Raw genomic sequence first — 22,207 nt, forward strand, 5'->3', positions numbered from 1 at the left:
CGATCAGATCAGGCTGTCGGTGGGCGCTACGCAGGCGAAGTTGTCGGCCATGACCGCCATCTCGCTGCGGTGAATCTGCGCGGCCGGGATGACTGTGTCCTTGAACGCCAGGTCGCGGGTGGCGGAGGCGTCTTCGACCAGCGTGCAGCGGTAGCCGTAGTCCTTGGCGCGGCGCACGGTGGTGCTGACGCTGGAGTGGCTCATGAAGCCGCAGACGATCAGGTCCAGGTGGCCGAGGCGCTGCAAGGTTTCGTGCAGGCTGGTGTTCTTGAAGGCATTGGGCATGCGCTTTTCGATGACCACTTCGTCACCCTGTGGCTCCAGGCCCGGGATGAACTCCCCGGCAGGGCCCTGTGGGTCGAAGCGTCCGCCCACCGTACCCAGGTGGCGGACATGAATGATCGGGCGACCGGCCTTGCGGGCCGCGTCGAGCAACCGGGCAATGTTCGCCACGGCCTCGTCCATGCCCGAGAGTGCCAGCGGACCGCTGAGGTACTCCTTCTGCGCGTCGATGACGATCAGGCTGGCTTGGCTCAACCGGGCCGGCGGGTAGTCGCGACCGGTGAGGCGGAACATCGTGGTTGGAACGGACATCGAGGGCTCCTCGGGAAGGGCTTACATCGCGCTATTGTCACTTGCCCAGGCGCCAATGTGAATGGTTGACAACGCAGACGGCGCCGTTACTGGCCTGTGGCTACCTGAGCGGCGGGCGATGGAACATTTCAGCCAGTGGACTGGTAGACTTTTGCACAGTCTGAAAAGGAGTACTTTGTGATCACTTCCCGCCTGCGCACCCTGCGCGACCATATTCGCTGGGCTGTCAGCCGTTTCCATGAGCATGAGCTGTTCTTCGGCCATGGTGCCGACAACGCCTGGGACGAGGCCCGCCTGCTGGTGCTGGGGCCGTGCATCTGCCCTGGCAGATGGCTGACAGCTACCTGGACTGCCAGTTGGAAGATGACGAGCGCGTGCGTCTGCAGCACCTGCTCAAGCGCCGCATCGAAGAACGTGTGCCCACCGCTTACCTGCTGGGCGAAGCCTGGTTCTGCGGCATGTCGTTCATCGTCGACGAACGCGTACTGGTGCCGCGCTCACCGATTGGCGAACTGATCGAGAAGCGCTTCGAGCCCTGGCTGGTCAGTGAGCCGGCGCGCATTCTCGACCTGTGCACGGGGTCCGGCTGCATCGGCATCGTCGCGGCTGACGTCTTCCAGGACGCCGAGGTGGTACTGGCCGACCTGTCGTTCGACGCCTTGGAAGTGGCCAACCGCAACATCGAGCGTCATGGCCTGGAGCAGCGTGTCTTCACGGTGCAGGGCGATGGCTTCGCCGGCCTGCCGGGGCAGCGCTTCGACCTGATCCTGTCCAATCCGCCGTATGTGGATGCCGAGGATTTCGCCGACATGCCCGCCGAATACCAGCACGAACCGGAGTTGGGCCTGGCGTGCGGCAACGATGGGCTGGACCTGGTACGGCGCATGCTCGCCGAGGCGGCCGATCACTTGACGGAAAAGGGCTTGCTGATCGTCGAAGTGGGCAACAGCCAGGTGCATGTCGAAACCCTGTACCCGGAAGTGGATTTCACCTGGCTGGACTTCGAGCGTGGTGGCCATGGCGTGTTCATGCTCACGGCGCAGCAGTGCCGCAACCATCAGGAACTGTTCGTCTCGCGGGTCTAGGACCAGGCCTGGCGGGCGTGTGGCCCGCCAGGCACATTCAGCGTGTGGCGATCCAGATCAGCAGGCCTGCCTGAAAGACTGCAAAAGCCACCAGGCAGGTAATGGTGAAGCGCAGCCCGCTGTCCTCGCGGCGATACTTGGCCACACGCTCGTCACGCTCGCGCAGTTGCACGTCTTTCTCATGCAGTTTCTGATCGGCCTGTTGCAGCAAGGTTGCAGCCTCGAGCATGTCGACGCGCTGCAGCTTGTCGTTGCTCCAGCCGCCCTTGAGCTGGCCCACGGACGTTTCCACGGTACGCGCCTTGAGCGTCTGGCCATCGGCGTATTCCACCTCGATGCCAACGCTGCGCAACACATGGTCGCGACGCAAGCGGGAGTCCTCGTTGAGGGCATCCTTGTTCGGCAATGCCATGCCTTCGACGCGATAGTGCGACCACTTGCGTTGCAGCCACTGTATGGCCTGGGTCAGCAAGTACCGGCCCAGACCACGATTGAGCGGCTCGAGTTGCAGGCCGGCCGGATCGCCGATGCGCACCAGGTGCTGCTCATGGTCGACGCGCACGTCCAGTCGATTCTGTTCCTTGCGCACCTTCTGCGCGGGCAGCAGAATTTCCAGGCGCAACAGGCTGTTGGCCTTGTCATGCCGTTCGGCATAGCCCAGTTGGACGAAGCGCAGCGGTCGCGCGCCGGTGCTGCGGTCGGTGGGCAGCGGCGCCAGGCGCAGCAACTGGAAGTGCTCGGCGGTCAGGTCCGCCCAGGGCAGCGGGGGGCTTTCGGGCGGTTGTTGTTCGGTCGCCTCGGTGGCGGGAGTATCGGTCATCAGGCCATCCTCGATTGCGTGGGTCGGTGACAGCCAAGCGCCTGGCCCGGTTTCACCGCCTGTTGCCCTGCGTTATCGGCAGGGCGGGGCAAGACCTGAGGAGGGTATCGATCAGGCCGACTGCAACTGCTTGATGAACGCGACGATGCGTTCGCCCAGCTCACGGGCCAGGGGCAGGTCAGGGTTGCTGTAGCTGTCGCGCTGCGCGCTCATGGCCTTGGGACTGATGCGCAGCATGTGGTTCATGCCGTCGATCAATACCAGTTGCGCATCGGGTTTCGCCGCCTTGAGGCGTTCGGCGTCTTCGACCTCGACCTGCACGTCGTTACGCCCCTGCACGATCAGCGCCGGCACCTGCAACTGAGCGAACGCTTGGGCGGGATCCTGGCGGAACAACGAGATCAAGTAGGGTTGCACCGTCGGGCGGAACACTTCGCGCAAAGGCGCCGGCACGTCCAGGCTGGTCTGCCCGGCCTGCAGGCGATCGAGCAGGCGATTGCCGCGGGCCAGTTGCGCCGGTGACAGGCGCTGGGCGAGCTGCTCGCGCAACACGTCGGCGATGGGGCGTCCGCTGCCGGCCAGGGTGATCACGGCGCGGGCATCGGCTTGTGGCGCGGCGAGGCTGGCGATCAGCGCGCCTTCGCTGTGGCCAATCAGAATGAGCGGTCCGAAGCGCGGGTCGGACTGCAGCAGATGTGCCCAGGCCACCACGTCGGCGACATAGCCCTCCACGCTCAGATCGCGCTCGTCCGGCGCGGCAGGGCGGCTGGTCGCGACGCCGCGCTTGTCGTAGCGCACGCTGGCGATGCCTTGGCTGGCGAGCAGTTGCGCCAAGCGCTTGAGGTTGTCGATGCGTCCCGAGGCGGGGTTGTTGCCGTCGCGGTCGGTGGGGCCGGACCCGGAAATGATCAAGGCCACCGGCACGGGCGTGTCCTGCTGGGGCAGCAGCAGGCTGCCATGCAGCACGCCAGTGCCGGTGTCCAGGTCGATGGGGCGTTTGATGACGGTGGCGGCGCTGGCCTGGGCAAGGCCGGTGCAGAACAGCAGGAACAGGGCGACGAAGCGCATCGGCGAATACTGCGTGGGGAGATGCTCGCTTTGACCGGGGGGCCAAGCGAAGGTTCTCGGGTTTTTTGTCGCAGGGGCGCGGCTTTCCGTATACTGGCGACCTTCTCAAGTTCAGGCTGATTTCGCGGAGCGTCCATGTCCGGCAATACCTACGGCAAGCTGTTCACCGTCACCACCGCAGGCGAGAGCCATGGTCCCGCGCTGGTCGCCATAGTCGACGGCTGCCCGCCCGGTCTGGACATCACCCTGGCCGACCTGCAACATGACCTGGATCGGCGCAAGCCCGGCACCAGCCGCCACACCACCCAGCGTCAGGAGGCCGACGAAGTCGAGATTCTTTCCGGGGTGTTCGAGGGGCGCACCACCGGTTGCTCGATCGGCCTGCTGATCCGCAACACTGATCAGAAGTCCAAGGACTACTCGGCGATCAAGGATCTGTTCCGCCCGGCCCACGCCGACTACACCTATCACCACAAGTACGGTGAGCGCGACTATCGCGGCGGTGGCCGCAGCTCGGCGCGCGAAACCGCCATGCGCGTGGCGGCCGGTGCCATCGCCAAGAAATTCCTGGCGACCCAGGGTATTCGCGTGCGCGGCTACATGAGCCAGTTGGGTCCGATCGCGATTCCGTTCAAGACCTGGGACAGTGTCGAGCAGAACGCGTTCTTCTGCCCGGACCCGGACAAGGTGCCGGAACTGGAGGCCTACATGGACCAGTTGCGCCGCGACCAGGACTCGGTCGGTGCCAAGATCACCGTGGTCGCCGAAGGGGTGATGCCTGGCCTTGGCGAGCCGATATTCGACCGTCTGGATGCCGAGTTGGCCCACGCCCTGATGAGCATCAATGCGGTGAAAGGCGTCGAGATCGGCGCCGGTTTCGCCAGCATTGCCCAGCGGGGCAGCGAGCACCGCGACGAGATGACGCCCGAGGGCTTCCTCAGCAACAACGCGGGCGGCATTCTTGGCGGCATTTCTTCGGGTCAGCCGATCGTGGCCCATCTGGCGCTCAAGCCGACCTCCAGCATCACCATTCCCGGACGCTCCATCGATGTCGATGGCAATGCGGTGGAGGTGGTGACCAAGGGCCGTCATGATCCCTGCGTGGGCATTCGGGCCACGCCCATCGCCGAGGCCATGATGGCGATCGCCTTGATGGATCACCTGCTGCGCCACCGCGCGCAGAACGCCGATGTGAAGGTGACCACGCCGGTACTCGGTCTGCGCTGATCTACCCGCTGCGGCTCTGTCGCACCCCGGTGTGACAGAGTCGGCGCAGGTTATTCCCTGGTCCACCCATGTCTTCCATTCCCTACTGGCGCCTGTCCAGCTTTTACCTCAGCTACTTCGCCCTGTTGGGCGCCACTGCGCCGTTCCTGGCCCTGTACTTCGATCATCTGGGGTTTGCTCCGGCACGCATCGGCGAGCTGGTGGCCATTCCCATGCTCATGCGCTGCGTGGCCCCGAACTTGTGGGGGTGGCTGGGTGATCGCAGCGGTCGCCGGCTGTTGATCGTGCGCCTGGGCGCACTGTGCACGCTGGGTGCGTTTTCGCTGATCTTCTTCGCCAAGAGCTACGCCTGGCTGGCGCTGGTCATGGCCTTGCATGCGTTTTTCTGGCATGCCGTGTTGCCGCAATTCGAGGTGATCACCCTGGCTCACCTGCATGGCCAGACCTCGCGCTACAGCCAGGTCAGGCTGTGGGGTTCGATCGGCTTCATTCTCGCTGTCGTGGGCCTGGGACGGTTGTTCGAGTGGTTGAGCCTGGATATCTATCCGCTGGCGGTGGTGGGCATCATGGCCGCCATCCTCGTCGCCAGCCTCTGGGTACCCAATGCGCAGCCGGCGGAGCACGCAGCGAGACCTGCTGGTGAAGGCTTACTGGCGCAACTGCGGGCTCCGGGCGTGTTGGCGTTCTATGGGTGCGTGGCACTGATGCAACTCAGTCATGGGCCTTACTACACGTTCCTCACCCTGCATCTGGAGCACTTGGGCTACAGCCGTGGCGCCATCGGCCTGCTGTGGGCGCTGGGGGTGGTGGCCGAGGTGCTGATGTTCCTGTTGATGAGCCGGGTGTTCGCGCGCTCGAGCATAAGCGCTGTGCTGCTGGTGAGCTTCCTGCTTGCCACACTGCGCTGGCTGCTATTGGGCAGCCTGGCCGAAGTGCCGGCCGTGCTGATTTTCGCGCAATTGCTGCACGCGGCGACCTTTGGTTGCTTTCATGCCGCGGCCATCGCCTTCGTCCAGTCCAGCTTCGGGGCGCGGCAACAGGGGCAAGGGCAGGCGTTGTACGCTGCGCTGTCCGGAACCGGCGGCGCGTTGGGTGCACTGTTCTCCGGTTATGCCTGGAGCGGCCTGGGCCCGTCATTCACCTTTGGTATGGCCAGCCTCGCGGCGCTGGCCGCAGCCGTTATCATTGCCCGCCATTGTCCACCGAGCAGGAGCAGCCCCTGATGAGCATTCTCAGCGTTTTCCAGTGCAGCAGCCCACAGCTGCCGTACAAGGTGCTGACCCACCACGACGACATCGTTGCAACGTTGGCCGAACATGGCGTGCGGTTCGCCCACCAGAGTCTTCCGTGGTCTATCCGGCCAGGTAATGCCCAGCAACAGATTAGCGACGAGGCGGGTGAGTGGATCGATGGGCTAATGGCTGAGCATGGCGCCACATCATGGACGTTGCTCGATTGTAAGGAAGAATTGCCGGACGCCGGCGGCTGGCGCGAGGAGCACGTTCACGACGCGCTTGAGGTGTTTGCCGTGATGGCGGGGCGTGCTCAGGTCAGCCTGCGGGTAGGCGATCAGGTGTTCGCAGTATTGTGCGAGAGGGGCGATATTCTGCACGTGCCAGCCGAAATACGGCGCTGGATCGACCTGGGTGACAGGCCGTTCTGCCTGGCACTGCGCCTGACCGGAAACGGTCAGCCCGCGAAATTCACAGGGGATAATTTGTGCCGCGAACTTCCTGGTATGGCTGAGCTCTAACGCTCCACGCAACGATCGCGGGGTACTCCTGCTCCAGCGCAGTCCCTTCGTGGGAGCAGGAGTGCCTCGCGAACCTGGTGGCCACGCTCAACGGTAGGTTGGCAGGGCGAAGCGTTGTTGGCTTTGCAGCATGGAAATGACGGGCAATTCGCTTGCCTGCTCGGCCAGATCGCGGCGGATGGCGCTGATGGCCCAGGACAGTTGCTCGGCGCTGTGCAGTTGTGCGTAAGAGAGCACGCGGCGGGTGACGGTACCGTCAGCAGCGCGCAGCGTCAGCAGGATGCCACCGTCCGGGCGGGACTTGGTGTCGACCTGGTAAGCGGAAAAGACCGAGACGAATTTTTCCTGGATAAGGTCCATTAGCAACTCCTGATGTGTAAGCGTTGGCAATCGTGGAGTAATGATTGCAGTCACCGTGCCAGGATTCGAACTTTGTTATTTTCCTTTAAAATCAATGACTTATTAATGATTTGCATAAAGCCTTCCATGCATTGTGCATGGTCGTGCAATTTGCACAGTGCATTTTGCAAGGTCATAGCCGCTGTCTTTGACGTCGATAGAATCTGAACCTTTGTCCTGCGCCTGAGGCCTGAAGCAGAATCAGGCCATCATTTTTTGCCAGGAGGTTGCAGATGTCCGATTCACAGCCCGTCACCATGACTGAAGATGAAACCGCTGCGTTCGCTGCAGAGGTATTCGAGCGCGCCCGTCAGGGCGATGCGGTGATGATCGAGCGGCTGCTCGAAGGTGGATTGCCTGCCAACTTGCGTAACCACAAGGGTGACACCTTGCTGATGCTGGCCAGCTATCACGGCCACCATGCGGCGGTGCAGGTGCTGTTGAACCACGGTGCCGATCCCCTGATCGCCAATGACAATGGTCAGTTGCCTATCGCCGGGGCGGCCTTCAAAGGCGACCTGCCGATGATTCGCCTGTTGGTCGAGCATGGCGTGCCAGTCGATGCCGCCGCCCAGGATGGCCGCACCGCGCTGATGCTGGCGGCCATGTTCAACCGCAGCGAGATTCTCGACTACCTGCTCGCCCAGGGTGCCGATCCGGCTCATCGGGACGCGCGGGGTGCCACGGCCTTGGTGGCTGCGCAAACCATGGGCGCCAGCGACGCTGCCGCTCGGCTCCAGGCCCTGGCCGGCTGAGGGCGCGGCGGGTATCCTTGGCGCCTTTTTGCCCTTCGCCAAGCAGGCCCTCCATGAAAACCCAGTTGCTCGAATTCATCAGTCTCATTGGCGCCGGCTGCATCCCGGAGGCTGACATCGAGCGAATCGCTGACGAAGCCGCCCAGGCCTACGCCGATCCGGCGGCTTTTCTTGCAGCCAATCCCGACATCAATTACGACGACAGCTTCCCGATCCCGCTCGGCGAATGGGTGGTGCTCGGCAGTCTCCCGGATACCGTGGTGTTTCAAGCCGATACCTACCAAGGGCTGTTTCAGGCCATCAGTGATTCCTTCGACAAGAGCGTGCCATTGACCCTCAAGCCCAAGCAGTTGGCGCGCACCGAACCGCTGACAGCGCTCAACCGCATTCAGGTTCAGATGAGTGCGCTGAACAAGGAGGCGGGCGGCTATGTGCTGCTCGACTTCAGCCAACTGCTCGATGACGAATTGCAGATGGTGATGGTCGGTCAACATGACCTGCCGCGGGTGCTGGAGTTGGGTCAGGCATTGGGTATCAAGGTGGAGCCAGCGCTGGAGGCGCTCAAGGCCGCTGTTCACGTCTGAGGCGCGAGTCAGTGCCTTGAGCGGGTGAGAGGGCGTGCCGACGCGTCAGCCCAGGGCCGTGTCGAGAAACATCATCACTGCGAAACCGCCCATCAGACCCAGGGTTGCGGAGGTCTGGTGACCGTTGCGATGGGTTTCGGGGATGACTTCATGGGACACCACGAAGATCATCGCGCCAGCCGCCAGGCCCATGCTGATGGGGTAGGCGAGGGCAAAGCCGGTGGAGATGCCCAGGCCAATCACCGCGCCCAGCGGCTCCATGAGTCCCGAGCCGATGGCCACAAGCGCAGCCTTGAAATTCGACAGCCCCGTGGCGCGCAGTGCCATGGCCACCGCCAGACCCTCCGGGATGTCCTGAATGGCGATGGCGCTGGTCAGTGGCAAGCCGATGCTCATGTCGCCATTGGTGAAGCTCACACCGATGGCCATGCCTTCGGGCAAGTTGTGCAGCGTGATCGCCAGTACGAACAGCCATACCCGGCTCACCCGCTCGGCGTCCGGGCCGCAAGGCCCAGTGCTTTCGTGCTCATGGGGGGTGAAGCGGTCCAGGCCGAGCATCAGCAGGACCCCCAGGCCCATGCCCAGCACCACCACAGCGGCAGCGGCCGGGCCGTTGCCGGTGATCGCCCGAGCAGCATCCAGCCCGGGCAGAATCAGGGAAAACGAACTGGCGGCGAGCATCATGCCGGCGGCAAAGCCCAGCATCACGTCCTGGCTGCGGGCGCTGACGTCGCGCAGCACCACGGCCAGGATCGCGCCCAGCGCCGTCGCGGCAAAGCCCGATAGACCGCCCAGTGCCGCCAGGTGCAGGTTCTGCGAGTGATCGCCATTAACCGCATTCCACAAGCTGGCCAGCAGCAGCAGGATGATCGCCAACAGGCTCAGCCCCAGGCCGGCGCTCAGCCAGGGCGTGTTCAGCGCCTGCTGGCGCCAGGCATCCAGAAACGAGGAGGGTGAGGAGCCGTGGATGTGAACTGGGGGCATGCAGACCTCTGCGACGATGAATGGCGGCAGTCTATCCAGTGACCCGTGGCGCGGGCCAAGGATTCCCTTCTATGGGGTAATAGCCGACTATGCTCAGCCCTAGGCTCTGTTTGAAAAGTCTTGAGACGAAGGTCAGGCAAGGCGAAAACCGCCGAGGAACGGTCGGAGTCGCGCTCGACTTTACGAGCTGTAAATGAGCATTCCGACCGGGCTGGCGATCCAGGCGGTTTTCAACGCAGCATCACCGAGTATCAAGACTTTTCAGACAGAGACTAACGACGTCACACTGGGAGTTGCCATATGGGTTCAACCTTCAATGGCCTCGTTGGCCTCATCATTCTGGCCCTGGATATCTGGGCGATCGTCAACGTGCTGAAAAGCTCGAGCGAGGTCGGGATCAAGATCCTGTGGATTCTGCTGATTGTATTGTTGCCGGTCTTGGGACTGATCATCTGGGCGATTGCCGGACCGCGCGGTAACGTGCGGCTGTGACCGTTCGTCGTGACAAAATTTTCACACGGGATTCACCAAACTCCGCGCCGCACGTTTACTGTATGCGTCCCTGCCGGCAATCGACCGGCACGGGCCTGAAAAAGGCGCGCCAGTGCCTTCTCCCACTCCCTGAAACCCTAGGATCCTCCCATTCATGGCCAATTCGGATGCCTTGAAGCCACGGGCCACGTCGGCACCGTTCGCACCGACCGTCAAATCGCACCTTGCCTACACCTTGCTCAGTGGTCTGCTGATCATGCTGATGCTCAGCCTGGTGCGCCTGGCGCTGCTGATCTACAACAGCGACCTGATCGGTGATACCCCGGCGGCTACGGTTGCCGAAGGCTTCGTCAACGGCTTGCGCTTCGACCTGCGGGTCGTGGTGTACCTGAGCATTCCGCTGCTGCTGGCGACCCTCAGCCCATGGGCCATGGCACGCCGCGGGCTGTTCCGTTTCTGGCTGACGGTCAGTTCCAGTGTGGTGATGTTCCTCGGCCTGATGGAGCTGGACTTCTACCGTGAGTTCCACCAGCGCCTGAACGGTCTGGTCTTCCAGTACATCCAGGAAGACCCCAAGACCGTCATGAGCATGCTCTGGTACGGCTTCCCGGTGGTGCGCTACCTGTTGGCCTGGCTGTTCGGCACCTGGCTGCTGAGCTTGCTGTTCAAAGGTATCGACCGCCTCACCCGAGGCAGCGGCAGCACGGCGCAGGTGGCCGGAGCGCGTCGCGTGGCACCCTGGTACGGGCGTCTGGCCGTGTTCATGGTACTGCTGCTGGTGGCGGTGGTCGCGGCACGCGGCACGCTGCGTCAAGGCCCGCCGATGCGCTGGGGCGATGCGTTCACCACCGACTCGAACTTCGTCAACCAGTTGGGCCTCAATGGCACCCTGACATTGATCGATGCGGCGAAGAGCCGTTACGGGGAGGACCGCGCCAATATCTGGAAGCCGGTCCTGGACACCCAGGTGGCCCAGCAGACCGTGCGCAACATGCTGCTGACGCCCAACGACACGCTGGTCGATGCCGACCAGGCGGCCGTGCGCCGCGATTTCCGGCCGCCGGCCGAGAACACCTTGCCGATCAAGAACGTGGTCGTGATCCTGATGGAGAGCTTCGCCGGCCACTCCGTCGGCGCGCTGGGCAGTCCGAACAACATCACACCGTATTTCGACAAGCTGGCCAAGGAGGGGTTGTTGTTCGACCGCTTCTTCTCCAATGGCACCCACACCCATCAGGGCATGTTCGCCACCATGGCGTGCTTCCCCAACCTGCCGGGCTTCGAGTACCTGATGCAGACGCCTGAAGGCGGGCACAAGCTGTCCGGTCTGCCGGCGCTGCTCAGTGCCCGCGACTATGACGATGTCTACGTCTACAACGGCGATTTCGCCTGGGACAACCAGTCCGGTTTCTTCGGCAACCAGGGCATGACCACCTTCATCGGCCGCAACGACTTCGTCAACCCGGTGTTCTCCGACCCGACGTGGGGTGTGTCCGACCAGGACATGTTCGATCGCGCCAATCAGGAGCTGTCGCACAATTACGGCAAGAAGCCGTTCTACGCCCTGCTACAGACGCTTTCCAACCACACTCCGTATGCCTTGCCGGCAGACCTGCCGGTGGAAAAGGTCACTGGCCAGGGACGTCTGGACGAGCACCTGACTGCCATGCGCTACTCCGACTGGGCACTTGGCCAGTTCTTCGAGAAGGCGCGCAAGGAGCCGTACTTCAAGGACACTCTGTTCGTGATCGTCGGCGACCACGGTTTCGGCAACAACCAGCAGATCACCGAGTTCGACCTGGGTCGTTTCAACGTGCCGTTGCTGTTGATCGCGCCGGGTATCCAGGAGAAGTTCGGTGCGGTCAGTCACACGGTCGGCACTCAGGTCGACATCGTACCGACCATCATGGGCCGCCTGGGTGGCGAAACCCGCCATCAGTGCTGGGGCCGTGACCTGCTGAACCTGCCCGCTGGCGATCAAGGCGTGGGCATGATCAAACCCTCGGGCAGCGAGCAGATAGTGGGGCTGGTGCAGGGCGATCGCTTGCTCATCGAGTCCAAGGACATGTCCCCGCGCATGTATCGCTATCAGCTGGGTCGCGAATTCAAGGCCGAGCTGATCGAAAGCCCGGACCAGCCGGAGATGCTCCAGAAGCTCGAAGCCTTCATCCAGACGGCCACCAAGAGCCTGCTGGACAACACGGCTGGCGTGGTTCACGGCAAGCCGCAGTAATTGCCAGCGGTATCATCGAGCCCGCCGTTTATCGGCGGGCTTTTCATTTGCCACCCAGGCTCATAGGGGCGTAGTGGATCCTGAAAAAATCTTCATGCCACAGCGCCAGCCTTTCTGAACAACGCCCTAGCCCCATGGTCAGCTATTAACAGATGTCACCCACGTTGTGCTTCGAGCGAGGATCTATCAATGAAAGAATGGGAAGTCATCTTTCTCGACCAGAAAGGTGTGAAGCAGAGTTTGCGTTTTGCCAGCGAGCGCGAGCCTAGCTTCGAGGCTGCGGCGCACGAGATTCTTTCAAAATGGTTCCCTGTGACGAAGCGGCTCGACCTCAATGATTTCGAGGACCGTAATCCCACCCCAACGCTCGAGCTGCTCAAGGAACAGCATGGGGTGACCATTCACACGATTCTCGAAGCGTCCTGATCACAACGCCCTGGCTGGGCACCGCACGACGTACTACTCTGCACACAGGCGCCGGTTCACATCGAGTCGGTGCCTATCACCTCCACCGCTGCATCAGCTCGAACTGCCAGTCACCTAACCTGCGCGCCCGCGCGGGCGCGTCAATGCACGGAAAGTCTATCCCTTGGTTTTTCAGGAGGACGATTCATGAGCAGCCAGAACGATGACATCAGCAGCAGCGTACTCCGCCAGATGAAGGCGGGCGGGTTCGACTTCACCCAGATTCATCCCATCGAGTTCTATGCCATCTTCCCGGACGAGGACGGTGCGCGTCAGGCTGCCGGACAGTTTCGCGGGGAGTCGATCAATGCCCAGGTGCATGAGCGTGACGATGGAGCCTGGCACCTGGAACTGAGCAAAGTAATGTTCGCCACCCATCGTGGTATCGGGGCGTTCGAGCAAGCCTTCGAGGCGGTGATTTCGCCCTTGGGCGGCGAAGTCGAGGGCTGGGGCGTTCGGCAGGAACGCTGTGTAGCCTGAACGGCGGGCCATGGATTGGCCCCCTCATCGCTCAGCGTCGACGTCCGGCCATATGCGCCAGATAGCCGATCAGCGCGTCCAGTTCCTGATCACTCAATACCGTTTCCGGGAATCCAGGCATGCGCGCCTGCGGCCAGTGCCTGAGGCTCTGTGGGTCACGCAAGTATTGGCGCAAATAGCCGGGCTGGAAGTATTCAGTGGGGTTGTGCGGCACATTGAGGTCCGGGCCGAACTGCGCGTCGCCTGCGCCGTTGAGGCGGTGGCAGGCCAGGCAGTTTTGCTGAAACAGCGCAAAACCCTGCCGCACAGGGTCTTCGGCCGACAGTTCAGCCGCAGGAAGCAGGGCAGGGAAGCGCTCGGAGACGGGCGCCAGCCGACGGATGCTGGCTATCTGATAGGGCCATTGTTCAGGGCGAATGGCGCTGGCAGCTGGATCAGTCCACACCAGATAGAAGGGACCTGCACTTGGCTTGCCTGGTTTCAGGTCGCGCCATGGTTGATGCGGGTCTTCCACTGCCACCCAGGCCCGCGCCGGTCCGAGTTGCAGTAAAGGGCCAGCCGGCATTTCTGCGGCGAATCCATCCAGCGCTACGGCCTGCAGATGATCGTCTTTGTCGACGCCCTCGAGCAGGCTTGCCAAGGGCACGGCACGGTAGCGCATCCCTCGCTTGTAGGCCACGTCCTCTGGAATGTCGATCGCTTGAGCCTGGGGGTGCTTCAACAATTGCTCGGTCTGCCATTGACGCTGAACCTGCCCCAGGTCCAGGGTCAGTTGCGCGGCCGCCAACGGCGCGCTGATCAGCAAAATGAACAAGCCCAGACAGTGGCGCACGACGTTTCTCCAACCCATGAGGGTTGGCAGATTACCGTTGCCCGGCCTGATGGCGCCAGCCTTGCATCAACCGAACAAACGCGTCAGGTTGGGAAGGATCAGCAGCAAGGTGGTGGCGAAAAGTATGAGTCCCGCTTGGCGTACTTTCGAGTGTCTGAACATGGCGGACCGCCTTCTTGTTGTTATTCCTGAATAACCCTAGGCTTCCTTGTCGCGTCGGGTCGATCACGATGGCGTGCACAACGCCATTTGCTGCTTGCCTGTTGCTGCCGTGTTACACGTGTCTACACCCAAAAGTAGGGCGATTGTCACCTGTGTTTCAGAACCCTTTGTTCTAACGTAAGACGCCAGCATTCCCTGACATTATGAGGCTATTGGCCAGATCGCTGTCATGCTTGGACTAGACGCCTTCAAGTGAGCCCTTGAGAGAACGTTGCTTCCCTACCGTTCGTCAGTGCACACCTCTTGCTTGTACGTGGCTTTCGCGTCAGTCTCTAGCGTTGATTTCTACCCTTGTCGTTCAGGACTATCCCTATGTCGTTACGCATCTGCATCCTTGAAACCGATGTCCTGCGACCGGAGTTGACGGCGCAGTACCAGGGCTATGGAAGGATGTTCGAGCAGCTGTTCTCGCGTCAGCCGATCGCAGCGCAATTCTGCGTCTACAACGTGATGAACGGTGAATACCCTCCGGAAGGCGAAACCTTCGACGCTTATCTTGTGACCGGCAGCAAGGCCGACTCGTTCGGTTCCGATGCCTGGATTCAGACGCTCAAGGCCTACCTGCTGAAACTCTACGAGCGCGGCGAAAAGTTACTGGGCGTCTGTTTCGGCCATCAACTGCTGGCGCTGGTGCTCGGAGGGAAGGCCGAGCGTGCCGATCGCGGCTGGGGCTGGGTATCCACCGCTACCGTCTGGCCGCCCATGCGCCGTGGATGGATCCGCAGGTCAGTGAACTCACCCTGTTGATCAGCCACCAGGACCAGGTGACGCAACTGCCCGAAGGCGCAACGCTGATCGCCTCCAGCGATTTCTGCCCCAATGCCGCTTACCACGTGGGTGACCAGGTCCTGTGCTTCCAGGGCCATCCGGAATTCGTCCACGACTACTCGCGTGCATTGCTCGATGCGCGTCAGGATCGCTTGGGCGATGAAGTCTACAACCAGGCCGTAGCGAGCCTGAGCACCGACCATCAAGGTGACCTGGTGGGCGAGTGGATGCTGCGCTTCATCCAGCACCCCCGCAAACAAAGCGCGGCCTGACTTCAGACGAAGAAGCTCACCGAAGCCAGCGCCCGCATTGGGCGCTGCGCTTCGCGGGCCGTCACAACCAGCCTGAGCGCTTGAAGCTGGCGAACAGCCCGGTGCAGCCGGCAGCGATCACGCCCAGCACCAGGAAATAACCGTAGTGCCAGCCCAACTCCGGCATGTTCTGGAAGTTCATCCCATAGATACCGGCAATGGCCGTAGGGAAGGCGAGAATCGCCGCCCAGGCAGCGAATTTGCGCTGCACGATGCTCTGTCGTGAGGACTCCAGCAGCATGCCGATCTCGATGGTCTGGCTGGCGATGTCGCGGATGCCGACCAGGTCTTCCATCTGTCGGGTGACGTGAATCTGCACGTCACGAAAGTACGGGCGCATGTTCTTGTCGATGAAGGGAAAGCTCAGCCGCTGCAGCTCTTCGCCAATTTCCACCATCGGCGCCACGTAGCGGCGCATGCGCAGGATATCGCGGCGCAGGCTGTGCAGGCGGCGGATGTCCTGTTCCTGCAGCGAGCCACTGAGCACGCTCTGCTCCAGTGCTTCGATCTCGCTGTGGATCGCCTCGCTAACCGGCTGGTAGTTCTCGGTGACGAAGTCGAGCAGGGCGTACAGCACGAAGTCCTCGCCGTGTTCGAGCAGCAAGGGTCGCGCTTCGCAGCGCTGGCGGACCAAGGCATAGGATTTGGAGTGACCATTGCGGCAGGTGATGACATAACCCTTGCCGGCGAAGATGTGGGTCTCGATGAATTCCAGACGACCTTCATGGCGTACCGGCGAATAGGTGACGATGAACAACGCGTCGCCGAAGGTCTCCAACTTCGGGCGGCTGTGCTTTTCCAGCGCGTCCTCGATGGCCAGTTCATGCAGGCCGAACTGGCGCTGCAGGTTGGCCAGTTCCTGGGCACTGGGTTCCTCCAGGCCGATCCAGACGAAATGACCGGGTTTGTTCGCCCATTCGCTGCCTTCGTCGAGGCTGATGTTGGTGACCTTTCTGCCGGCGCTGTACACCGCCGCTGCAACGACTCGACCCATGGCTGCCTGCTTGTTCGGTTGACTGTTGCGACAGCTTGGGCTGAGTCGCGGCGAACGGCAAGCCGCGCGCTCAGCGCGTGGGCAGTTCCTGCTCCATGTGATCGATGCACTGCTGCATCTGCGTGCGGCACTGTTCCATCAAGGCGGGCAAGTCCTGTTGGCTGAGCCCTCGCGTGGCAATTGGCGGCAGCGAGCGGACGATCACCGTACGTCGTCGCCAACTGTTCAGGTTCAGGCGCTGCGTGTAGCGGCTGACGCACACGGGCACGATGGGCACGCCGGCTTCCAAGGCCATGTGAAAGGCGCCTTTCTTGAACGCCAGCAACTGTTCGGACGGGTTGCGCGTGCCTTCGGGGAAAATCCAGATCGAGGTGCCGTCGCGCAGGATACGCGTCGTGGTCTGCAGCGCCTTGCGCGCCTGGTAGGCATTCTTTCGATCCACCAGCACGTTGCCGCCGAGCCAGAACAACTGGCCGAACAGGGGAATCCAACCCAGGGTCTTCTTGCCGATGGCCACGGTGCGTCGCGGCACGACTTGCCCGAGGATGAACAGGTCGTAGTTGGATTGATGGTTGGCGACGATGACGCAGCCGGGCGGCTGATCCCACAACGGCCCGACTTCGGCCTTGACCTGGATACGCATGAACCAAGCGGCCGGCACACTGTAGAGGCGGGCAAAGAGGCGGCTGTTATCCGGGTTGAAGGGGCGGCACAGGCCGATGAGCAGACCCACGGCGCCGACCAGCAGGAAGTGCAGGCCCAGCACAAGCATGCGAAGCAGATAGAGCATGATACGACTCACACCAGACAGTCGCGGTGCAGTGTACGACCGTGCACTGGCTGGGGCAAACACCGGCAGCGCTGACCGCCGGTGAGCCTGGGCCCAGGCGTGTCAGCCCATGTGATGCTGGTCGGCTTGGATCGCCTCGTCCAATTTCGCCAGCAACGCCTTGCGCACCTTCAGCTTGGTGTTCTTGTGGGCCAGCATATTGAGCTTCTTCAGTTCGTGTGCTGCCGCGAGCGCTGCCTGCTGGAGCTGTTCGGCCGGCACCACCTTGTCGAGGAAGCCGGCGACAACGGCGGCGTGCGGATCGAACACTTCGGCGTTGTTCACCGAGCGCTGGAAGCTTGAGCGGGTCAGGCGGTCGCGCGCCAGCTCGATGCCCGCGTGGTGCATGGTCATGCCGATCTGCACTTCGTTCAGGCAAATCTTGAACGGGCCTTCGACGCCAATCCGGTAGTCGGCCGAGAGCAGCAGGAACGCGCCTTTGGCCACGGCATTGCCGGGCAGGCGACGATCACTGGGAAGGGGTGCGAGAGCAGGCGGCGGGACAGGGTGGAGCCGGCGGTGACCAGACCGATGGCCTCCTTGGGACCCGCCGTCATGACCTTCAGGTCGTATCCACCCGAGAGAATGCCGGGTTGGCCGGTGACGATCACCACCGCGCGCTCCTCGGTAGCGCGGTCCAGGGCCGCATTGAAGGCCGTGATCAGGTCCGGCGAGATCGCATTGACCTTGCCATTGTTCAGCGTCAAGGTGGCGATGCCGTCTTCGGCATGGTAGGTAATCAGCTCGCTCATGACAGAGTCCTTTGGGTGGCGTGGCCACGACGTTACCCAGCGCTGCCGGCCAGGTAAAGCGCCTTGGCTGACTGTCTGGTCAGCCGACGCGGCGCAGGCCGCGTGTCGTCGGGTCCGATTGAAAGGCAACGAAAAAAGCACGGGTCAGATTGGCCGTATTGCCCTGGCCCCGAGTGCTTGCCGGACGAAAGCCTTAAGCGCATGAAAATTCTGAAAAAAATGCTTGCCAAAGAAAAGCGCTTCTACTAAATTAGCGCGCCTCGACAGGCTGAATGGCTTGAAGAGATCCGGTGAAGTGTCCGAGTGGTCGAAGGAGCACGCCTGGAAAGTGTGTATACGAGAAATCGTATCAAGGGTTCAAATCCCTTCTTCACCGCCACTTTCATGCAACCCCAGCACATCGAAAATGTGCTGGGGTTTTGCATTTCTGGACCCTCAGAACGGGTTCACCCAATGCCTCGGCCGCTCCCCGGCCAATCCCTCCAGCAGATTCTCCACCGCGCAGCGGGCCATGGCTTCACGGGTCTCGTGGGTCGCCGAGCCGATGTGCGGAGTCGCCACCACGTTGGCCAATTGCAGCAGCGGCGAGTCGGCCGGCAGCGGTTCCTGCTCGAAGACATCCAGTCCCGCGCCACGCAGGCGTCCGCTGCGCAGGGCCTCGATCAGCGCCGCTTCATCGACCACGCGGCCGCGGGCGATGTTCACCAGGATCGCCTCCGGCTTCATCAGCGCCAGTTCCCGGGCGCCGATGAGGCCTTCGGTGCTGGCGCTCAACGGCACGGTCAGACAGACGAAATCCGCTTCGCCCAGCAAGGCCTCGAGGCTGCGAAAGCGCGCGCCGTGGCGGGCCTCGGCGTCGGGCTTGCGGTGGTTACTGTGGTACAGCACGCGCATGCCGAAGCCGGCAGCGGCCCGTCGCGCCAGGGCGTCGCCGATGCGGCCCATGCCGATGATGCCGAGGGTCTTGCCTTGCACATCGGTGCCAAAATGCGCAGGTCCCAGGCTCTTGTGCCAGTGGCCACCGCGCACCCAGTTGGCCAGCTCCACCACCCGCCGCGCACTGGCGAGAATCAGCGCGAAACCCGTGTCGGCGGTGGTTTCGGTGAGCACGTCCGGGGTGTGGGTGAGCATTACCCGGCGTCGAGTCAGGTCCGCGACATCGTAGTTGTCCACGCCCACCGAGATGCTCGATACCACTTGCAGATTCGGCGCCAGGTCCAGCAGCGCGCTGCCCAACGGCAAGCTGGCACCGAGCAGGCCGTGGGCGTCGGGCAGGGCATCGCGCAGACGTGCCAGCCCGTCGGAGGCGTTGAGGTCCACTTGAGTGACGTCCACCTGCTGCTGTAGACGCTCGAGCAGCGGCTGGGACAGCGTTTTGTACACAACGACACGTTTGTTCATGTCAGCTCCTAATGACTGGCCGCCAGTTGCGCTGGACCTTGAGCGTTGCAGTCGGCGCGGTGCGGGGGTTTGAGAAAGGCGGTCAGCGCTACGGCGAGCAGTAGCGCTGCCGCCATGAACAAGTACGAACTGCCTGGTCCGCCGGTGATGCCGTTGAGGTAGCCCACCAACCACGAGCCACCGAACGAGCCCAGCGCGCCCATGCTGTTGATCAGGGCCATGGCGCCACCGGCGACATTGCTCGGCAGGATCTCCGGCACGATGGCGAAAAACGGCCCATAGGGCGCATACATGCACGCGCTTGCGACGACCAGCAGCGTGTACGACAGCCAGAAGTGTTCACTGCCCAGCGCATAGGAGCCGTAGAACGCCACCGCTGCGATCAGCAGCGGCGGCCAGACGAAGCGCTTGCGCACTTGCAGGCGATCCGAGGCCCAGGACACGCCGACCATCGCCAGCACGGCCGCCAGGTAGGGCACCGAGGCGAGCCAGCCGGCTTCGACGATGTCCACCTGGGCGGCCTGCTTGAGGATCGACGGCAGCCACAGCACGAAGCCGTACACCCCGATGCTCCAGCAGAAATACTGCAGCGACAGGATCAGCACCTGCGGCGAGCGGAAGGCCTCACGGTAGTTCTTCACCGGTTTCAGCCCCTGCTGCTCGTCGGCCAACGCCTGCGCCAGTCGGGCTTTATCCGCCTCGCTCAGCCAGCTCGCCTGGGCCGGCCGGTCATCCACCAGGCGCCACCAGATGAAGGCCCAGATCACTGCCGGCAAGCCTTCGATGATGAACATCCAGCGCCAGTCCAGGTGCTTGATCAGGTAACCGGATACCACCGACATCCAGAGGATGGTCACCGGATTGCCGAGCATCAGGAAGGTATTGGCCCGTGAGCGCTCGGCGCGCGTGAACCAGTGGCACAGGTACACCAGCATCGCTGGCATCACCACGGCCTCTACCACGCCGAGCAGGAAGCGGATGGCGATCAGCAGGTAGACGTTGCTGACCATCCCGGTCAGGGTCGCCAGGCCGCCCCAGAGGATCAGGCTGATGAAGATCAGCTTCTTGACGCTGCCTTTCTGGGCGTAGAGCGCACCGGGCACCTGGAAGAAGAAGTAGCCCAGGAAGAACAACGCTCCCAGCAGCGAGGACAGGGCCGGGGTGATGTGCAGGTCGTCGGCCATGCCCGAGGCGGCGGCAAAGCCGTAGTTGGCACGGTCCAGGTAGGCCAGGCTGTAGGTAATGAAGACGATGGGAATCAGGTACCACCAGCGCCGAGGCGCGAGACTGTTCGAGTGCATGAAAAAACTCCTGAGCGAATTGTTGTTGTCTCAGCAGGGCCGGCGCACCGGCGATGTTCATCAGGCGCTGGCGCGCAACTCGTAGGCGGCCAGTTCTTCGCGCTGCGGCAGGCCCTCCATGTCGCCCAGGCTTTGTACGGCGCGGCTGCCACACCAGTTGCCACGGGCCACCGCCAGTGCCAATGGCAGGCCGTCCAGCAGGGCACTGATCACGCCGACGGCGAAGGCATCGCCGGCACCGACGGTGTCGATCACCTTGGCTACCGGCACCGGGGCGACCAGGCCCTGGCTGGCGGCGTCGCGGTAATAGGCCCCGTCGGCACCGAGCTTGATCGCGACGCGCTGGACACCCTGGTCGAGGTAGAACGCGGCAATGTCGGCTGGCGTGCTCCAGCCGGTCAGTACGCGACCTTCCTCCAGGCCCGGCAGCACCCAATGCGCTTTGATCGCCAGGGCGTTGATCTCGCGCACCATGGTCTGGCGGTCCGGCCACAGGGACGGGCGCAGGTTGGGATCGAAGGAAATGCTCGCGCCCGCCGCCCGCATGCAGTCGATCAAGCGATGTGACAGCTGCCGACAAGGGCGGACAGGGCCGGAACGATGCCGGTGGTGTGCAGATGGCGCGCCTGCGTCGAGGCGACGTCCAGATCGTCGACCGATAACCTGCTCGCCGCCGAACCCGCACGGAAGTACTCGACCGCCGGATCGCTGCCGTCATCGCAACGGGCCTTGAGCTGAAAACCGGTGGGATGACGCGGATCGACCGCCACCTGGCTGCAATCCAGGCCCTCGCGGCGCAGGCTGGCGAGGACGAAGCGGCCAAACGCATCGTCGCCCACGCGGCTCAGCCAGCGCACCCGCAGACCCAGCCGTGCAAGACCGATTGCGACATTGCTGTCGGCGCCGGCGATACGCCGGCTGAAGGTCTCCACCTGGTCGAGATCGCCCGGTTGCTGGGCCACGAACATGGCCATGGTTTCGCCGAAACACAGCACGTCATGCTCAGGCATGGCTCACCTCCGGGTGAGTGCCGAGCCGGGCCAGTGCGCAGGCGTGCAGATGGGTCACGGCGGTGAGGTCGGCACCGACCAAGGGATACTCCACGGCCCGGGGCACCCCTGGCGGGAAACAGGTGAACAAGCGCTGCCAGTTCGCCAGCTCGCTCGGCTCCGGCGGTACGGCGACCAAGCGGCCATCGGGGTTGCGCGTCACCGCCTTGCAGTGCACGTAGCGCACCCAGCCCCCGAGATGACGCGCCGCATGTCCGGGCGATTCGCCTTGCCAGTGCCAGTTGCCGATGTCGAATGTCATGCCCACCGGCAGTGCGGCCTGTTGTGCGCGTTGGAAGAAGCTCAGCAGCGCCTCGAGCCGACCGCCATACGCGGTCTGGTCGTTCTCGACCAGCAACAGCGGATCGCCGGGCTTGAGCCAGGGCCCGAGGTCGGCCAGGTCGCATTCGGCGCGGAAATGACCCAGCGACACCTTCAGCGCGACCGCGCCCAGCGCCCGTGCTGTGGCCAGTGCCTGTGGCAACTGCGGGTCCGGCCGGCCTTGCCGCGTCCACAGCTCCAGGGGCGCTGAGTACAGGCATTCCAGGCCGCGGCTGGTGACCTCTGCCTTGAGCCGGGCGGTATCAGGCGGCTCGGTGAACAACTCTTCGCGCAGTTCGACGCGGTCGACCCCGGCGTTGGCCAGCACGTCGAGAAAAGCGACCTGGCCACGCTCGCGTACCTGGTCGGCGCCGTAGCTGGAGAGGCTGATGGAAACAGGATTGGGCTGCATTGTTATTGTCCTCGTCTGCTTCGAATGAAACCGGTTTCATTTTGAGTCGCAGCGGTGTGCTGCGTGCTGTCGTCGC

Annotated in this window: 20 protein-coding genes, 1 tRNA gene and 4 pseudogenes; 12 read left to right on the forward strand and 13 right to left on the reverse strand. The window is 63.0% G+C overall.

Annotated features, from left to right (window positions below; translation table 11 throughout):
* Positions 1-3 precede the first annotated feature (3 nt).
* The gene (locus GKC70_RS07690) at positions 4-594 is read right to left on the reverse strand and encodes a cysteine hydrolase family protein (protein ID WP_295482611.1); all 591 of its coding nucleotides are present in this window, start codon (positions 592-594) and stop codon (positions 4-6) included.
* 177 nt (positions 595-771) lie between these two features.
* Here GKC70_RS07690 and prmB point away from each other — a divergent pair.
* A pseudogene (gene prmB, locus GKC70_RS07695) lies at positions 772-1,679 on the forward strand (50S ribosomal protein L3 N(5)-glutamine methyltransferase).
* A 37-nt stretch (positions 1,680-1,716) separates the two neighbouring features.
* On the opposite strand, the gene GKC70_RS07700 reads toward prmB, so the two are convergent.
* Both GKC70_RS07700 and GKC70_RS07705 read right to left on the reverse strand, forming a co-directional pair.
* Positions 1,717-2,499, reverse strand: a complete 783-nt coding sequence (locus GKC70_RS07700; RefSeq protein WP_342650975.1) for a hypothetical protein — start codon at positions 2,497-2,499, stop codon at positions 1,717-1,719.
* Between the two features lie 111 nt (positions 2,500-2,610).
* On the reverse strand, positions 2,611-3,567 hold the full coding sequence (locus tag GKC70_RS07705; RefSeq protein ID WP_039579184.1) for an alpha/beta fold hydrolase: 957 nt from the start codon (positions 3,565-3,567) through the stop codon (positions 2,611-2,613).
* A gap of 135 nt (positions 3,568-3,702) precedes the next feature.
* On the opposite strand from GKC70_RS07705, the gene aroC reads away from it, so the two are divergent.
* The 3 genes from aroC to GKC70_RS07720 all read left to right on the forward strand — a co-directional run bounded on the left by aroC (position 3,703) and on the right by GKC70_RS07720 (position 6,547).
* Positions 3,703-4,794: a chorismate synthase gene (gene aroC / locus GKC70_RS07710; protein WP_039579181.1), complete on the forward strand. Its 1,092-nt coding sequence runs from the start codon at positions 3,703-3,705 to the stop codon at positions 4,792-4,794.
* A 68-nt stretch (positions 4,795-4,862) separates the two neighbouring features.
* Positions 4,863-6,017: an MFS transporter gene (locus GKC70_RS07715; RefSeq protein ID WP_342650976.1), complete on the forward strand. Its 1,155-nt coding sequence runs from the start codon at positions 4,863-4,865 to the stop codon at positions 6,015-6,017.
* The gene (locus GKC70_RS07720; RefSeq protein ID WP_342650977.1) at positions 6,017-6,547 is read left to right on the forward strand and encodes an oxidase; all 531 of its coding nucleotides are present in this window, start codon (positions 6,017-6,019) and stop codon (positions 6,545-6,547) included. The genes GKC70_RS07715 and GKC70_RS07720 overlap by 1 nt, the downstream gene beginning before the upstream one ends.
* Before the next feature lie 87 nt (positions 6,548-6,634).
* Here the strand turns inward: GKC70_RS07720 and GKC70_RS07725 are convergent, their stop codons facing one another.
* The gene (locus GKC70_RS07725) at positions 6,635-6,907 is read right to left on the reverse strand and encodes a DUF3509 domain-containing protein (protein ID WP_029613749.1); all 273 of its coding nucleotides are present in this window, start codon (positions 6,905-6,907) and stop codon (positions 6,635-6,637) included.
* Positions 6,908-7,179: 272 nt separating this feature from the next.
* On the opposite strand from GKC70_RS07725, the gene GKC70_RS07730 reads away from it, so the two are divergent.
* Both GKC70_RS07730 and GKC70_RS07735 read left to right on the forward strand, forming a co-directional pair.
* Positions 7,180-7,701, forward strand: a complete 522-nt coding sequence (locus GKC70_RS07730; RefSeq protein WP_342650978.1) for an ankyrin repeat domain-containing protein — start codon at positions 7,180-7,182, stop codon at positions 7,699-7,701.
* Between the two features lie 53 nt (positions 7,702-7,754).
* Positions 7,755-8,285 (forward strand): hypothetical protein, encoded by a 531-nt coding sequence (locus GKC70_RS07735; protein WP_342650979.1) that lies wholly within the window; start codon positions 7,755-7,757, stop codon positions 8,283-8,285.
* Positions 8,286-8,330: 45 nt separating this feature from the next.
* On the opposite strand, the gene GKC70_RS07740 is transcribed toward GKC70_RS07735, so the two are convergent.
* Positions 8,331-9,269 carry a ZIP family metal transporter gene (locus tag GKC70_RS07740; protein WP_342650980.1) on the reverse strand — a complete coding sequence of 313 codons (939 nt, stop codon included), beginning with the start codon at positions 9,267-9,269 and terminating at the stop codon, positions 8,331-8,333.
* Between the two features lie 300 nt (positions 9,270-9,569).
* Here GKC70_RS07740 and GKC70_RS07745 point away from each other — a divergent pair, with 300 nt between their 5' ends.
* The 4 genes from GKC70_RS07745 to GKC70_RS07760 all read left to right on the forward strand — a co-directional run bounded on the left by GKC70_RS07745 (position 9,570) and on the right by GKC70_RS07760 (position 12,939).
* Complete coding sequence (locus GKC70_RS07745) at positions 9,570-9,761, forward strand: PLDc N-terminal domain-containing protein (RefSeq protein ID WP_039579165.1); 192 nt, start codon at positions 9,570-9,572, stop codon at positions 9,759-9,761.
* A 154-nt stretch (positions 9,762-9,915) separates the two neighbouring features.
* Complete coding sequence (locus GKC70_RS07750; RefSeq protein ID WP_342650981.1) at positions 9,916-11,994, forward strand: LTA synthase family protein; 2,079 nt, start codon at positions 9,916-9,918, stop codon at positions 11,992-11,994.
* Positions 11,995-12,183: 189 nt separating this feature from the next.
* Positions 12,184-12,420: a hypothetical protein gene (locus GKC70_RS07755; protein ID WP_029613755.1), complete on the forward strand. Its 237-nt coding sequence runs from the start codon at positions 12,184-12,186 to the stop codon at positions 12,418-12,420.
* Positions 12,421-12,606: 186 nt separating this feature from the next.
* Positions 12,607-12,939 carry a ribonuclease E inhibitor RraB gene (locus GKC70_RS07760; RefSeq protein WP_342650982.1) on the forward strand — a complete coding sequence of 111 codons (333 nt, stop codon included), beginning with the start codon at positions 12,607-12,609 and terminating at the stop codon, positions 12,937-12,939.
* A gap of 31 nt (positions 12,940-12,970) precedes the next feature.
* Here the strand turns inward: GKC70_RS07760 and GKC70_RS07765 are convergent, their stop codons facing one another.
* On the reverse strand, positions 12,971-13,771 hold the full coding sequence (locus GKC70_RS07765; protein ID WP_342650983.1) for a cytochrome c: 801 nt from the start codon (positions 13,769-13,771) through the stop codon (positions 12,971-12,973).
* 534 nt (positions 13,772-14,305) lie between these two features.
* On the opposite strand from GKC70_RS07765, the pseudogene GKC70_RS07770 reads away from it, so the two are divergent.
* Positions 14,306-15,033, forward strand: a pseudogene (locus GKC70_RS07770) (amidotransferase).
* Positions 15,034-15,094: 61 nt separating this feature from the next.
* Here GKC70_RS07770 and GKC70_RS07775 read toward each other — a convergent pair.
* The 3 genes and pseudogenes from GKC70_RS07775 to GKC70_RS07785 form a co-directional block, all read right to left on the reverse strand.
* A complete protein-coding gene (locus tag GKC70_RS07775) occupies positions 15,095-16,066 on the reverse strand; it encodes a magnesium and cobalt transport protein CorA (protein WP_039579153.1) in 972 nt (323 codons plus the stop codon).
* A 70-nt stretch (positions 16,067-16,136) separates the two neighbouring features.
* Entirely contained in the window at positions 16,137-16,856 is a 720-nt protein-coding gene (locus GKC70_RS07780; protein WP_295482575.1) for a lysophospholipid acyltransferase family protein, read from the reverse strand.
* Positions 16,857-16,958: 102 nt separating this feature from the next.
* Positions 16,959-17,647, reverse strand: a pseudogene (locus GKC70_RS07785) (crotonase/enoyl-CoA hydratase family protein).
* A 289-nt stretch (positions 17,648-17,936) separates the two neighbouring features.
* Between GKC70_RS07785 and GKC70_RS07790 the strand changes: the two are divergent.
* Positions 17,937-18,026: transfer RNA gene (locus GKC70_RS07790), tRNA-Ser, on the forward strand.
* A gap of 56 nt (positions 18,027-18,082) precedes the next feature.
* On the opposite strand, the gene GKC70_RS07795 is transcribed toward GKC70_RS07790, so the two are convergent.
* From GKC70_RS07795 to GKC70_RS07810, 4 genes and pseudogenes are all read right to left on the reverse strand, one after another.
* Positions 18,083-19,048 carry a D-glycerate dehydrogenase gene (locus GKC70_RS07795; protein ID WP_342650984.1) on the reverse strand — a complete coding sequence of 322 codons (966 nt, stop codon included), beginning with the start codon at positions 19,046-19,048 and terminating at the stop codon, positions 18,083-18,085.
* Positions 19,049-19,056: 8 nt separating this feature from the next.
* Complete coding sequence (locus tag GKC70_RS07800; protein ID WP_342650985.1) at positions 19,057-20,349, reverse strand: MFS transporter; 1,293 nt, start codon at positions 20,347-20,349, stop codon at positions 19,057-19,059.
* 60 nt (positions 20,350-20,409) lie between these two features.
* Positions 20,410-21,359 (reverse strand): annotated as a pseudogene (locus GKC70_RS07805) (sugar kinase).
* Complete coding sequence (locus tag GKC70_RS07810; protein WP_342650986.1) at positions 21,352-22,131, reverse strand: AP endonuclease; 780 nt, start codon at positions 22,129-22,131, stop codon at positions 21,352-21,354. The pseudogene GKC70_RS07805 and the gene GKC70_RS07810 overlap by 8 nt, the downstream one beginning before the upstream one ends.
* Positions 22,132-22,207 lie beyond the last annotated feature (76 nt).

Origin of the sequence: Pseudomonas sp. REB1044, from assembly GCF_038813925.1 — a bacterium.
Lineage (GTDB): Bacteria > Pseudomonadota > Gammaproteobacteria > Pseudomonadales > Pseudomonadaceae > Aquipseudomonas > Aquipseudomonas boreofloridensis.

What these genes read in the sequence shown, in the direction of transcription:
- GKC70_RS07725 (WP_029613749.1), bottom strand. Translation starts at nt 6,907, where the DNA reads ATGGACCTTATCCAGGAAAAATTCGTCTCGGTCTTTTCCGCTTACCAG.
- GKC70_RS07775 (WP_039579153.1), bottom strand. Translation starts at nt 16,066, where the DNA reads ATGGGTCGAGTCGTTGCAGCGGCGGTGTACAGCGCCGGCAGAAAGGTC.
- GKC70_RS07700 (WP_342650975.1), bottom strand. Translation starts at nt 2,499, where the DNA reads ATGACCGATACTCCCGCCACCGAGGCGACCGAACAACAACCGCCCGAA.
- aroC (WP_039579181.1), top strand. Translation starts at nt 3,703, where the DNA reads ATGTCCGGCAATACCTACGGCAAGCTGTTCACCGTCACCACCGCAGGC.
- GKC70_RS07800 (WP_342650985.1), bottom strand. Translation starts at nt 20,349, where the DNA reads ATGCACTCGAACAGTCTCGCGCCTCGGCGCTGGTGGTACCTGATTCCC.
- GKC70_RS07780 (WP_295482575.1), bottom strand. Translation starts at nt 16,856, where the DNA reads ATGCTCTATCTGCTTCGCATGCTTGTGCTGGGCCTGCACTTCCTGCTG.
- GKC70_RS07715 (WP_342650976.1), top strand. Translation starts at nt 4,863, where the DNA reads ATGTCTTCCATTCCCTACTGGCGCCTGTCCAGCTTTTACCTCAGCTAC.
- GKC70_RS07720 (WP_342650977.1), top strand. Translation starts at nt 6,017, where the DNA reads ATGAGCATTCTCAGCGTTTTCCAGTGCAGCAGCCCACAGCTGCCGTAC.
- GKC70_RS07740 (WP_342650980.1), bottom strand. Translation starts at nt 9,269, where the DNA reads ATGCCCCCAGTTCACATCCACGGCTCCTCACCCTCCTCGTTTCTGGAT.
- GKC70_RS07755 (WP_029613755.1), top strand. Translation starts at nt 12,184, where the DNA reads ATGAAAGAATGGGAAGTCATCTTTCTCGACCAGAAAGGTGTGAAGCAG.
- GKC70_RS07750 (WP_342650981.1), top strand. Translation starts at nt 9,916, where the DNA reads ATGGCCAATTCGGATGCCTTGAAGCCACGGGCCACGTCGGCACCGTTC.
- GKC70_RS07705 (WP_039579184.1), bottom strand. Translation starts at nt 3,567, where the DNA reads ATGCGCTTCGTCGCCCTGTTCCTGCTGTTCTGCACCGGCCTTGCCCAG.
- GKC70_RS07795 (WP_342650984.1), bottom strand. Translation starts at nt 19,048, where the DNA reads ATGAACAAACGTGTCGTTGTGTACAAAACGCTGTCCCAGCCGCTGCTC.
- GKC70_RS07760 (WP_342650982.1), top strand. Translation starts at nt 12,607, where the DNA reads ATGAGCAGCCAGAACGATGACATCAGCAGCAGCGTACTCCGCCAGATG.
- GKC70_RS07730 (WP_342650978.1), top strand. Translation starts at nt 7,180, where the DNA reads ATGTCCGATTCACAGCCCGTCACCATGACTGAAGATGAAACCGCTGCG.
- GKC70_RS07810 (WP_342650986.1), bottom strand. Translation starts at nt 22,131, where the DNA reads ATGCAGCCCAATCCTGTTTCCATCAGCCTCTCCAGCTACGGCGCCGAC.
- GKC70_RS07690 (WP_295482611.1), bottom strand. Translation starts at nt 594, where the DNA reads ATGTCCGTTCCAACCACGATGTTCCGCCTCACCGGTCGCGACTACCCG.
- GKC70_RS07745 (WP_039579165.1), top strand. Translation starts at nt 9,570, where the DNA reads ATGGGTTCAACCTTCAATGGCCTCGTTGGCCTCATCATTCTGGCCCTG.
- GKC70_RS07735 (WP_342650979.1), top strand. Translation starts at nt 7,755, where the DNA reads ATGAAAACCCAGTTGCTCGAATTCATCAGTCTCATTGGCGCCGGCTGC.